The sequence below is a fragment of the Georgenia soli genome (assembly GCF_002563695.1).
Taxonomy (GTDB): domain Bacteria; phylum Actinomycetota; class Actinomycetes; order Actinomycetales; family Actinomycetaceae; genus Georgenia; species Georgenia soli.
The window spans coordinates 1,502,687-1,515,218 of the sequence record NZ_PDJI01000004.1; the positions used below are offsets into that span (position 1 = coordinate 1,502,687).

The 12,532-nt window shown below is 71.7% G+C and carries 9 protein-coding genes; 4 read left to right on the forward strand and 5 right to left on the reverse strand.

The genetic code is table 11. The annotated features are described in order from the left end of the window. Positions 1-26: 26 nt before the first annotated feature. From ATJ97_RS08040 to ATJ97_RS08060, 5 genes are all read right to left on the reverse strand, one after another. Positions 27-1,031 carry a sugar phosphate isomerase/epimerase family protein gene (locus tag ATJ97_RS08040; protein ID WP_098483303.1) on the reverse strand — a complete coding sequence of 335 codons (1,005 nt, stop codon included), beginning with the start codon at positions 1,029-1,031 and terminating at the stop codon, positions 27-29. A 10-nt stretch (positions 1,032-1,041) separates the two neighbouring features. Next, positions 1,042-2,298, reverse strand: coding sequence for a Gfo/Idh/MocA family protein (locus ATJ97_RS08045; RefSeq protein WP_098483304.1), 1,257 nt, complete (start codon positions 2,296-2,298; stop codon positions 1,042-1,044). Between the two features lie 82 nt (positions 2,299-2,380). Continuing rightward, complete coding sequence (locus ATJ97_RS08050; RefSeq protein ID WP_098483305.1) at positions 2,381-3,430, reverse strand: substrate-binding domain-containing protein; 1,050 nt, start codon at positions 3,428-3,430, stop codon at positions 2,381-2,383. A 107-nt stretch (positions 3,431-3,537) separates the two neighbouring features. Continuing rightward, on the reverse strand, positions 3,538-4,611 hold the full coding sequence (locus ATJ97_RS08055) for an ABC transporter permease (RefSeq protein WP_098483306.1): 1,074 nt from the start codon (positions 4,609-4,611) through the stop codon (positions 3,538-3,540). Then, positions 4,608-6,128 (reverse strand): sugar ABC transporter ATP-binding protein, encoded by a 1,521-nt coding sequence (locus ATJ97_RS08060; protein ID WP_098483307.1) that lies wholly within the window; start codon positions 6,126-6,128, stop codon positions 4,608-4,610. The genes ATJ97_RS08055 and ATJ97_RS08060 overlap by 4 nt, the downstream gene beginning before the upstream one ends. Positions 6,129-6,222: 94 nt before the next feature. Between ATJ97_RS08060 and ATJ97_RS08065 the strand changes: the two genes are divergently transcribed. The 4 genes from ATJ97_RS08065 (at position 6,223) to ATJ97_RS08080 (ending at position 12,486) form a co-directional block, all read left to right on the forward strand. Beyond that, positions 6,223-7,443, forward strand: a complete 1,221-nt coding sequence (locus tag ATJ97_RS08065) for an ROK family protein (protein WP_098483308.1) — start codon at positions 6,223-6,225, stop codon at positions 7,441-7,443. A gap of 613 nt (positions 7,444-8,056) precedes the next feature. After that, entirely contained in the window at positions 8,057-9,115 is a 1,059-nt protein-coding gene (locus tag ATJ97_RS08070; RefSeq protein WP_098483309.1) for a multicopper oxidase domain-containing protein, read from the forward strand. Between the two features lie 417 nt (positions 9,116-9,532). Beyond that, positions 9,533-11,548 carry a TPM domain-containing protein gene (locus ATJ97_RS19995; protein WP_098483310.1) on the forward strand — a complete coding sequence of 672 codons (2,016 nt, stop codon included), beginning with the start codon at positions 9,533-9,535 and terminating at the stop codon, positions 11,546-11,548. A gap of 137 nt (positions 11,549-11,685) precedes the next feature. Beyond that, on the forward strand, positions 11,686-12,486 hold the full coding sequence (locus ATJ97_RS08080; RefSeq protein WP_098483311.1) for a PspA/IM30 family protein: 801 nt from the start codon (positions 11,686-11,688) through the stop codon (positions 12,484-12,486). Positions 12,487-12,532 lie beyond the last annotated feature (46 nt).

Below are 12,532 nucleotides of genomic sequence, written 5' to 3' on the forward strand. Positions count from 1 at the left end.
GCGCCGGCGCCACGTCCCCTGATGGGCTAACGCGTGCTGAACGCCGCGTCGAACGCCGCCGCGGACGGCTCGAAGGAGAGCTTGCGGACGAAGGCCAGCGCCTCCGGCGCCCCCACGAGGCGGTCCATCCCGGCGTCCTCCCACTCCACCGAGAGCGGGCCGTCGTAACCGATCGTGTTCAGCATCCGGATCGCGTCCTCCCACGGCACGTCGCCGTGGCCGGTGCTGATGAAGTCCCAGCCGCGGCGCGGGTCGGCCCACGGCAGGTGCGAGCCGAGCCGCCCGTTGCGGCCGTTGCCGACGCGGCGCTTCGAGTCCTTGCAGTGCACGTGGTAGATCCGGTCCTTGAAGTCCCACAGGAAGCTCACCGGGTCGAGGTCCTGCCACATGAAGTGGCTGGGGTCCCAGTTGAGCCCGAAGGCCTCCCGGTGCCCGATCGCCTCGAGGGCCCGCACGGTGGTCCAGTAGTCGTAGGCGATCTCGCTGGGGTGGACCTCGTGGGCGAACCGCACGCCCACCTCGTCGAAGACGTCGAGGATGGGGTTCCACCGGTCGGCGAAGTCCTGGTAGCCGGCCTCGACCATCTCGTCCGACGCCGGCGGGAACATGGCCACGTACTTCCAGATCGAGGAGCCGGTGAACCCGGTGACGGTCCTGACACCGAGCCGGGCGGCGGTGCGCGCCGTCATCTTCAGCTCCTCGGCGGCCCGCTGCCGGACCCCCTCCGGGTCGCCGTCGCCCCACACGCGGTCGGAGAGGATGTCGCGGTGACGCTGGTCGATGGGGTCGTCACAGACGGCCTGGCCCTTGAGGTGGTTGGCGATCGTCCAGACCTTCAGGCCGTACCGCTCGAGGATGTCGAGCCGGTCCTGGATGTAGGCGTCGTCCTCGGCGCCGCGCCACGGGTCGAGGTGGTCGCCCCAGCAGGCGATCTCCAGGCCGTCGTACCCCCACTCCGACGCGAGGCGGGCGACCTCCTCGAAGGGCAGGTCGGCCCACTGGCCGGTGAACAGCGTGATCGGTCGTGCCATCTCACTCTCCTCAGCTCTGCCCCGCGGCGGCGGGGACGTCGTGACCGGCGGGTGCCGTGGCCGAGACGTCGCTCGGCCGGCCGTGCTCCGGGATCTCGGTGAACTCGCTGCGCCGTCCGGCCGAGCGCTCGACGGCGTCGAGGACGCGCTGGACGGCCAGGCCGTCGTCGAACGACGGCGTGGGCTGCTCGCCCGCGTCGATCGCCCGGACGAGGTCCACGACCTGGTGGACGAACCCGTGCTCGTAGCCGAGGCCGTGGCCGGGCGGCCACCAGCCCTCGATGTACGGGTGGTCCGCCTCGGTGACGATGATGCGGCGGAAGCCGCCGGTGCGGGCCGGCTCGCGCGCGTCGTAGTAGTTGAGGACGTTCATGTCCTCGAAGTCGAAGGCGAGCGCCCCGGCCGACCCGTTGACCTCGATGCGCATGGCGTTCTTGCGGCCCCACGCGAAGCGCGTCGCCTCGAAGATCGCGGGCGCCCCGCCGGCGAGCTCGCCGGTGAACAGGGCGACGTCGTCGACCGTGACCGGTTCGCGCTCGGTCCCGCCCTTCCCGCTCAGGCCGGCGAAGCTCTCGGCGACCGGCCGCTCGGTCACGAGGGTGTCGAGCCGGCCGGAGACGCCGGCCACGCGCTGCCCGGTGATGAAGTGGGTGAGGTCGACGATGTGAGCGCCGATGTCTCCCAGCGCCCCGGAGCCGGCCTTCTCCTTGTCTGTACGCCAGGATCCCGGCGTGCTCTCGTCGGCGAGCCAGTCCTGCAGATACTGGCAGCGGACCTGCCTGACCTCGCCGATGCGCCCCTCCGCCACGAGCTGGCGGGCGAGGCTGACGGCGGGGACACGGCGGTAGGTGAACCCGACCATGGACAGCACGCCACGCTCGGCCGCAGCCGCCGCCGCGGCGGCCATCTGCTCCGCCTCCGCGAGGGTGTTCGCCATCGGCTTCTCGACGAGCACGTGCTTGCCCGCCTCCAGCGCGGCCGTGGCGATGGCGGCGTGGGTGTCCCCGGGGGTGCAGATGTCGATCAGGTCGATGTCGTCGCGCTCGACGACGCGGCGCCAGTCGGTCTCCACCTCGGCCCAGCCGAGCGTGTCCGCGGCGTGCGCCGCGCGCTCCGGCGAGCGGCCCACCAGGACCTGCATGACCGGGTCACGCGGAAGGTCGAAGAACCGCGGTGCCCCCCGCCAGCCCTGGGAGTGCGCCCGCCCCATGAAGGCGTACCCCACCGTCGCCACCCGCAGCGGGCGACGTGCTGCTGCTTCACTCATTGATCTCTTCCTCTCGCACCGGCGTCTGCGCGCCGGTGCCACCCGGCCCGGGCCGCGTTCGGCCCGGGCCGGATCAGCGACGTCAGGACTGGAACGCGGTCGGCAGGTACTGGTCGACGTTGTCGGCCGTGACCACCGGGGCGTGCAGCTGGACCAGGCGAGGCACCTCGACCTCCACGAGGTCGCTCATGGCCTTGCCCTGCGCGAGGAGGCGGGCGAGACGGATGCCGTCGGCGGCCTGCGTGGACGGGTAGATCACGGTGGCCTCGACGACGGAGTCGCCGGCCTTGATGTCCTCCATCACGTTCTTCGAGCCGGCTCCGCCGACGAGGAAGAACTCGTCGCGGCCGGCGTTGTCGATGGCCGCCATGACGCCGACGCCCTGGTCGTCGTCGTGGTTCCAGATCGCGTCGATCTCCGGGGCCGCCTGGAGCAGGTTGGCGGTCGCCGACTCGCCGCCCTGCACGGTGAAGTCGGCCGCCACGCGGTTGGAGACCTCGAGGCCGCACTCGCCGAGCGCGTCGGCGAAGCCCTGGCTGCGGTCCTGCGTCAGCGGCAGGTTGTCGATGCCGGCGATCTCGGCGACGACGGCGTCGCCCTGGTCGCCGAGCCGCTCGCAGATGTACTCGCCCGCGCTGCGGCCCATGCCGTAGTTGTCGCCCAGCACCGTCACGCGGGCGGCCTCGGGCCGGGAGAACTCACGGTCGACGTTGATGACCGGGATGCCGGCCTCCATCGCCTCGACGGCGACCTCGGTGAGGGCGGCGCCGTCGAAGGGCAGCAGCACGATGGCGTCGACGCCGTCGTTGATGAACGTCTCCACCTGGGAGATCTGCACGTTGACGTCGTTGGTGCCCTCGGCGACCTTCAGGTCGATGTCCTCGTACTTGGCGGCCTCGGCCTCCGCGGCGGAGGTGATGGCGGCCATCCAGCCGTGGTCGGCGGCGGGGGCGGAGAAGCCGATGGTGACGGTGTCGCCGGTCTCGTCGTTGCTGCCGGCGGCGGCCGGGGCGTTGCCGCCGCCGCCGGTGTTGCTGGTCTCCTCCGGGGTGTTGGAGGTGCACGCGGCGAGCAGGGCCGCGGAGGCGAGCAGGGCCACAGGGGCCGCGAGGCGCCGGACGGAAACAGACATGTGGGTCTCCTTTGACGTGAGGACGATCGGGGTAGGGGGTGGGTGTCGCTCGGTGGTCGGGCACCGCGCGGATCCCGGATCGGTACCCGGCCGGGATCCGCGTGGCGTCAGCTGGATCTGGCTCGGGTGGCGAAGCGCTGCTGGAGCAGGACGGCGAGGACGATGATCGCGCCCTTGGCCAGCGCCTGCGTCGAGATGGACAGGTTGTTCTGGATGAAGATGTTGTTGAGGACCGCGAAGACGAGGACTCCGAGGACGGTGCCGACGATGGTGCCGCGCCCGCCGATGAGCAGCGTGCCGCCGATGACGACCGCGGCGATGGCGTCCAGCTCCATGAGATAGCCGTTGGTCGAGCTGCCCGCGGTGGTCCGGGCCAGCATCATCACGGCCCCGATCCCGGCGGTGAGCCCGGAGAGGGCGAAGACCCACATCGTGTGCCGCTGAACCTTGATGCCGGCCAGGCGGGCGGCCTCAGGGTTGCCGCCGACGGCGATGGTGCGCCGTCCGAAGGTCGTGCGGGCGAGGAGCACCCACCCGCCGACGGCGACCAGGAGGAAGATCCACACGATGACGGGGATGCCGATGAAGTCGCCGCGGAAGAAGTCCTTGTAGCCGTCGACCTCGACGATCTGCGTGCGGCGGTTGGAGATGATCTCCGCCAGTCCGCGCGCCGCCACCAGCATGGCCAGGGTGGCGATGAACGACACGACCTTCCCGTAGGCGATGATGACCCCGTTGACGAGCCCGGCCACCGTGCCGACGGCGAGCGCCGTGAACACCATGACGATCCAGTGGCTGTTCTCCGCCATCGTCTGCGTGGCGAGGGTCGACGCCCACACCGTCGCCAGGCCCAGCACCGACCCGACGGAGAGGTCGATGCCCGCGGCAGTGATGACGAACGTGACGCCGATGCTCACGACCCCGATGACGGCGGTCTGCTCGAGGATGACCATGACGTTGCTCATCCCGACGAACCGCTGACCCGACGTCGCGACGCCGATCACGATCAGCAGCACGAGGGCGATGATGAGGCCGAGGCTGTGGCCGAGGCCCCCCAGCTGGAACTTCGGCGTGCGCCTGCTCCCGTTCGTGGACGGGCTGACGTCACGGTTGGTCGGTGGCAGCCCCGTCCCCTCGGGGGTGCTTCCGGCCGGCACGGTGGCCGACGGGGTCTCGCTCATACGTGGGTTCCTTCCATGACGAGGTCGAGCACGCGGTGCTCGTCGATCTGGTCAGCCGGCCCGGAGTGGACGACCGCGCCGTCGGCGACGACGAGGACGTGGTCGGCGAGGCCGAGCACCTCCTCGATCTCGCTGGAGACGACGACGATCGCGGCGCCCTGGGCGGCGAGCCGGCGGATGAGCGTGTAGATCTCTGCGCGGGCGCCGACGTCGACACCGCGGGTGGGCTCGTCGAGCAGCAGCACCTTGCAGCCGTGCACGAGCCAGCGCGCCAGCATGGCCTTCTGCTGGTTGCCGCCCGAGAGGGTGCGGATGACCCGACGCGGGTCGGCGGGCGCGAGCTGGAGCGCCTTGATCTGTTCCTCGGCGGCGAGGCGCTCGCCGCGCTCGTCGAGGAAGCCGCCCCGGGCGAACCGGCTGAAGGTGGACAGCGTGATGTTGCGGAAGACGGGCTCGTCCAGGAGCAGGCCCTGGCTCTTGCGCTCCTCGGGGGCCAGTCCCACACCGGCGGCGACGGCGGCCGGCACCGAGCCGCGCCGGAGCTGTCTGCCGCCGACCTTGACCGTCCCGCCGGTGGCGTGACGCGCGCCGTAGACCGTCTCGAGGATCTCCGACCGGCCCGCACCCACGAGCCCCGCGAGGCCGACGATCTCGCCCGGCCGCACGCTGAAGGAGACGTCGGAGAAGACGCCGGCAAGCGTGAGCCCGTCGACCTCCAGGACGGGCTCGTCCGAGGTGGCGCCGCTCGACGCACCCCCGAAGTTCGTCGCGACCTCGCGGCCGGTCATGAGGGGGATGAGCTTCGCCGTCGGGGTGTCCGCCACGGCGAGTCCGGTGGCCACCGTCCGACCGTCCTTCAGGACGGTGATCCGGTCCCCGATCTGGCGGATCTCCTCCAGCCGGTGGGAGATGTAGATGATCGCCACGCCCTCGGCGCTCAGCGAGCGGACGACGCGGAAGAGATTCGAGACCTCCTCCGGGTCGAGCACCGCCGACGGCTCGTCCATGACGATCACCTTGGCGTCGTGCGAGAGGGCGCGGGCCATGGACACGATCTGCTTCCCGGCGGCGGAGAGCCGGCCGACCTCCCGTGACGGCGGGATCTCCGGGTGGCCCAGCCGACGGAGCAGCTCGCGCGTCCGCTCGTGCGCCTCGGCGCGCCGGAGGAACCCTCCGTTGGCCAGCTCGTGGCCGAGATAGATGTTCTCGGCCACGCTCAGCCCGTCGACGACGTCGAGCTCCTGGTACATGGTCGCGACGCCGAGCTCGAGGGCGGCCTGCGGCGAGTCGATGGTGGCAGGCTCGCCCTGCCACAGGATCTCGCCGCGGTCGGGACGGTGGGCTCCGGCGAGCGTCTTGATGAGAGTGGACTTGCCGGCGCCGTTCTGCCCGAGGAGGCAGTGCACCTCGCCGGCGCGGATCTCGAGGTCCACGCCGTCGAGCGCCTTGGCTCCCGGGAAGTGCTTGACGATGCCGCGCATCTGCAGCAACGGCGGTGCGGGGTCTGCTGTGACCATGGGCACAACGTATCCAGGACTTTCGTCACACGTCAAGCAAAAGGTGACGATCTTGATCACGACAAACGCTGAAGTGCGTGGTTAACTAATCGACATGGCGATTCTGCAGACCGCGGACAACGGCGTCGCCCGGCACTGGAACCAGCCCGCCCTGCCCAGCAGCGCCGGCAGTCTCTTCCAGCTGCTCCGGGACGGCAGCCCCCGCACCCGCGCCGAGCTCGCGGCCGTCACCGGCCTGGCTCGGTCCACCATCTCCGCACGCGTGGACGACCTCCTCGCGTCGTCCCTCGTCACGCCGACCGGCGAGGCGGCCTCCACGGGCGGTCGGCCACCGGCGACCTTCGCGTTCAACCCCGGCGCACGCATCGTCGTCGCCGTCGACCTCGGCGTCAGCCACGCACGCGTCGCCGTGACCGACCTCGCGAGCCACGTCCTCGCCGAGGAGACGTTCGACCGGTCGATCGCCGACGGCCCGGTCGCCGTCCTCGGCGCCGTCACGAAGACGGCAGTGCGCCTCGTGGAGAAGGTGGGCAGGCCGCTGACCGACCTCGCGGGCGTCGGGATCGGGCTCCCGGGCCCGGTCGAGTACGAGACCGGCCGCCCCACGAGCCCGCCGGTCATGCCCGGCTGGGACCGCTTCGACGTCCCCGGGCACCTGCGCGAGACCTTCCCGGTGCCGATCCTCGTCGACAACGACGTCAACATCATGGCCCTGGGCGAGCACGAGGCCGTGTACCGCGACGTCGAGGACATGATCCTCGTCAAGATCGCGTCCGGCATCGGCGCCGGAATCATCAGCGACGGCCAGCTCCAGCGCGGGGCGCAGGGCGCCGCCGGCGACCTCGGCCACATCGCGGTGCCCGACGGCAACAGCACACCGTGCACCTGCGGCAACGTCGGCTGCCTCGAGGCGGTCGCCTCCGGCCCGGCGGTCGCCGGGCGGCTGCGCGAGGAGGGGTACACCGTCGAGACCAACTCCCAGCTGGTCGAGCTGGTCCGGTCCGGCGACCGTGGCGCCGTCCAGGCCGTGCGACAGGCCGGTCGGGACATCGGGTCGGTGCTCGCCGGCTGCGTCAACATGCTCAACCCCTCGGTCATCGTCATCGGCGGCGTCGTGGCCGCCGTCGGCGAGCATCTGCTCGCCGGCATCCGGGAGTCGGTCTACAGCCGCTCCCTGCCCCTGGCCACGCAGCACCTGCGGATCGTCAGCTCCCGCACCGAGGGGCGCGCGGGGATCCTTGGCGCCTCCGCGCTCGTCACGCAGCACGCGCTGTCCGCCGAGGGCGTCAACGCCCTCACCGACGCGACTGCCTGACGCGCGGCGCCCGCTGAGCCGTCCGCACCCGCGCCCGCAGCCAACGCGCCGCGGCACGGCGCAGACTTAGCGCGACTGACCGGCCCCATGCCGAGACTCCCGTGAGCAGCATCGTCGACGTTCGATCAGCGCCTCTTCGCTGCCATAGGTTCGACACTGCCTGCCCCGTGACATCTGCTACGTCCAACCCATAACTTGCGCTCTCAACGCGCAAAGCATCTGGCGTTAGAGGGGCAATGCGGCAGCTTTTGGTTGACCTTCGGCATAAGCCCCTCTACAGTCACGGCTGCACACAAGCACCACAAACGGGCCGTACGCCGAGCGCGACGGATGACCGACCCCCTCCGTCGGCCGCCCCGGGCACCACGGCCTCCACGCGCAACGACCGCGCGGTCGGCCGAGCCCGTCCGACTCGAGGGGGAATCGACATGGCGCCGAGCACGCACCGCCGGTCTGCGAACGACACCGCACAGCGCGACGCGCGGCCGTTCCCGTTGAGCCGCACGGCCCCGTGCCGTGCCTTCCGTGCAGCCGTCGGCGGACCTCCCCGCGTCCGCCGCTCACCACGCCTCCGGCCGCTGGGCCGGGGCGCCACTCGGATCGGAGAGATCTCATGACTCAAGCAGAAGCGAACACCGGGACGTCGGCGCGCCCCTTCTCTCGACGCTCGATGATGGCCGGTGCCGCCGCCGGCCTCGTCCCTGCTCTCGCGGCCACGTTCGCCGGTCCTCCGGCGGCCGCGGACCCAGCAGGAAGGCCGAACCCGGGCGACGGGAACGCGGCCGGCCGAGGCGGTGAGACCCGGCGGATCACGATGTACGCCGAGAAGCTGCCGGGCAACATGGTCGGCTACGGACTCGCCCCCGGCGAGGCCACCGTGCCGGGGCCGGTGCTGGAGATGTGGGAGGGCGACACCCTCGAGATCGAGCTGGTCAACACCACGGACAAGCGCCTGTCGATCCACCCGCACGGCGTCGACTACGACGTCGACTCCGACGGCAGCCCGTTCAACGGCTCCTTCAACGAGCCGGGCGAGACCCGCACGTACGTGTGGCGCTCGCACGCCCCGTACCGCTCGGGCAACCAGTGGGTGCCAGGGAGCGCGGGGTACTGGCACTACCACGACCACGCGATGGGGACCGACCACGGCACCGGCGGCATCAAGGCCGGGCTGTACGGAGCGCTCGTGGTGCGGCGCAAGGGCGACGTGCTCCCCGACCGCCAGTTCACGGTCGTCTTCAACGACATGACGATCAACAACCGTGTCGCCCCGCACGCCCCGATGTTCGAGGCCAACCTCGGCGAGCGCGTGGAGTTCATCGCCATCGGCCACGGCAACGCCCTGCACACGTTCCACCTGCACGCGCACCGCTGGGCATACAACCGCACGGGCATCCTCGAGGGCCCGAACGACCCCAGCCAGGTGATCGACAACCGCGACCTCAACCCAGGCGACTCCTTCGGCTTCCAGGTGCTCGCCGGCGAGATGGTCGGGGCCGGAGCGTGGATGTACCACTGCCACGTCCAGTTCCACTCCGACGGCGGGATGGCCGGGATCTTCCTGGTGCGCAACGCCGACGGCTCCATGCCCGACGGCGCACAGGAGGCGATCGACCGGTTCCAGGACCACGGCTCAGGCGGCCGCACCGGCCACACCACGCAGAACGACTGACCATCAAGGCGGACAACCTCGACGACTACGGCAACGTGGTGTTCCACCGGCACCCAGGACGACGACGTCGGGACAGCCACCATCGCCCTGACCGAGACCGCCGGCAACACCTCCGAGGCTCAGGCGGTCACGTTCACCGTCATCGCCGACAAGCCTGGCACGGACCCGAGCCGGGCGACGAGTGCCAGCCGGTGCCGGGCGCGGCAGCATCGTGAGCGCCGCCGCTCGCAGCGACGTCGGGCGGTAATACTCGACTCGCGGCAGCACCGGAACCACAGCCACCTGGGCCCCAGGTCCCGCAGGCACACCAGCTGCGGGACCGGGGGCTCGGGCGTTCCCGCAGTTCCCGTTCTCCTCCCTGGGCGAAAGCGACGCGTATTCGTTGCGCCGCCGCGCCGATCCCGAAAGGATCACGGTGTGAGACTCGTCGCCGTCGTGAGGTCGCTGGCCGCGGCCGCCCTGGTCACCGCTTCCGCCGTCGCGATCGCGGGGCCCGCGGCGGCCGAGCCGCCGACCAACCTCGCGGACCAGGTCACCGACACGGCCGACGTCCTCAGCGACAGCGACGTGGCCGAGATCCAGGCCGCGTTCGACAAGGTGCAGAACGACACCGGTCAGATGGTCTTCGTGGCCTTCGTCGACAACTTCGACGGCATGAGCGCGAAGCAGTGGTCCGTCGACACGGCGAAGCAGTCCAACCTGGGGCCTGACAACGTGCTGCTCTCGGTCGCCGTCGGCGAAGGCGCGTACGGCTACGGACTCCACTCCGACTCGCCTGTCAGCGACGCCGAGGTTCAACAGATCATCCGGGAGGACGTGGTCCCGGCTCTCCGCTCCGAGGACTGGACGCAGGCGTCCATCGCCTTCGCCCAGGGCGTCGGCGACGCGGCCCAGGGCGGCCTGTCCGGTTCAGGCGGCGCGGGGATGGGCGGAGGGATGGGCGGCTTCCTCACCATCGCCCTGATCGGGCTGGTCGTCATCGGCGGCATCGGGCTCATCTCCGTCTTCCGCCGCCGCAAGGGTGGGGAGGCCCAGCCCCGCCAGGCCCGTCAGCAGCTCCCCCCGGACCACCCGCTCAACCTGCCCACCCCCGAGCTCGCGAAGCGCGCCGGGACCGCGCTCCTCGGGGCCGACGACGCCGTCCGCAGCTCCGAGGAGGAGCTCGGCTTCGCCAAGGCGCAGTTCGGGCTCCAGGCCACCGACCAGTTCAGCGCGGCGCTCGAGGAGGCGAAGCGGAAGGCGCAGCGCGCCTTCGCCCTGCGCCAGCAGCTCGACGACGACGTCCCCGAGACCGAGCCGCAGCAGCGGCAGATGTACGCCGAGATCCTCCAGCTCACCTCCGAGATCGACCAGACCCTGTCGGCCCAGGCCGAGCACTTCGTGAAGCTGCGTGACATGCAGGCCCGCGCACCCCAGGTGCTCTCCGAGCTGGACCAGCGGGCCACCGAGGTCGAGCGACAGATCGAGGGGGCCCGCGCCCAGCTGGCCCAGCTCCGGACGCAGTACCCGGACACCGCGCTGGCCTCGGTGCTGAAGAACCCGGACCACGCGAAGGCGCTGCTCGTCTCGGCCCACGAGTCCGTGGCCACCGGCCGGGCGAAGGTCGAGGCCGGGGACCGGCAGACCGCCGTCACCCACGCCCGCGTGGCGGAGGAGGCGATCGCCCAGGCCAGCACGCTGCTGGGCGCCGTCAACGGCGCTGGCGCGGCCCTCGCCGACGCCGGCAACCGCCTCGACGCAGCCCTGGCCTCCATCACCCGCGACGTCCAGGACGCGAACCGGCTGGCGCCGAACGACCCCGCCGTCATCGCGCGCCGCAAGGAGGCCGAGGCGGCCATCGCCCAGGGGCACCACGCGCGCACCGGCGGGGACCCGCTCGCCGCGCTCCAGCGGCTCCACTCCGCGGAGACGGCGATCGACGCCGTCCTCGCACCGGCCCGGGACGCCGACGAGAACCGCCGCCGGGCCTCGGCCCAGCTGCAGGACCGGCTCGGCCGCCTCAACTCCCAGATCCGCGCGGTCTCCGACTACATCTCCACCCGCCGCGGCACCGTCGGCACCGAGGCCCGCACGCGGCTCTCCGAGGCGGCCCGCCTGGCGTCCGAGGCGAACCACCTCTCCACCACCGACCCGGTCGCCGCCATGCAGAAGGTGGCACAGGCCGAGCAGATGGCTGCCGACGCCCAGCGCCTCGCCGAGCGTGACAGCGACCGCTACGACCCGTGGGGCGGCGGCGGCTGGGGCGGCGGCTACGGCGGCGGGCGGCGTGGCGGCATCGACGTCGGCTCCCTGATCCTCGGCGGCATCCTCCTCGGGGGCGGCGGCCACGGCGGCGGCTGGGGCGGCGGCGGAGGCTTCGGCGGCGGGGGCTTCGGCGGCGGGGGCGGGGGCTTCGGCGGTGGAGGCTTCGGCGGCGGCGGAGGTCGCTTCTGACAGCCGGGCCGACGACGGCGCCTCGCCCGCACGCCGCCCTCGGCGTCCCGTGCCCGGCGCGGTGGCCGGAACCTTCCGGCATCTGCACCACGAGACCCACAATCGTGAACGAGACCCAACCACAGAAGGGCATCACCATGGCAGAGAAGCAGAGCATCCTGGGACGCATCGCCCAGCTGACCCGCGCGAACATCAACGCCCTCCTCGACCGTGCCGAGGATCCGCAGAAGATGCTCGACCAGCTGGTGCGTGACTACACCTCCTCGATCGCCGAGGCCGAGGACGCGGTGGCCGTGACCATCGGCAACCTCCGTCTGGCGGAGCAGGACCACGCCGCCGATCTCGCCGAGGCCCGCGACTGGGGTCAGAAGGCGCTCGCCGCCGCGAACAAGGCGGAGGAGCTGCGCGCCGCCGGCAACGCCGGCGAGGCCGGCCGGTTCGACAACCTGGCCAAGATCGCCATCGGCAAGCAGATCACCGCCGAGAACGAGGCCAAGGCGGCCGAGCCGATGATCGACTCGCAGAACGAGGTCGTCGAGAAGCTCAAGACCGGCCTGACGCAGATGCGGGTGAAGCTCGACGAGCTCAAGAGCAAGCGCGACCAGCTGGTCGCCCGCGCCAAGACCGCCGAGGCCCAGGCCACCGTGCAGGGCGCCATCTCCTCCATCAACATCATGGACCCGACCAGCGAGATCGCCCGCTACGAGGAGCAGGTGCGCCGCGAGGAGGCCCGGGTGGCCGGCCACGCCGAGCTGCAGGGCGCCTCGCTGGAGGCGCAGTTCGCCGAGCTCGAGGACTACGGCCGTGACGCCGAGGTCGAGGCCCGGCTCGCCGCCCTCAAGGGCGGCGGCACCCCCGCACCGCAGCTGGGTGCCGCCGGCGCGACCGACGAGGGCTCCGCCGTCCCGGCGCCCGAGGAGGACCGCACCACTTACTGAGCCGGCCGTCCGGCTCCCGCGAGGCCCTCGACCCGAGACCGGGTCG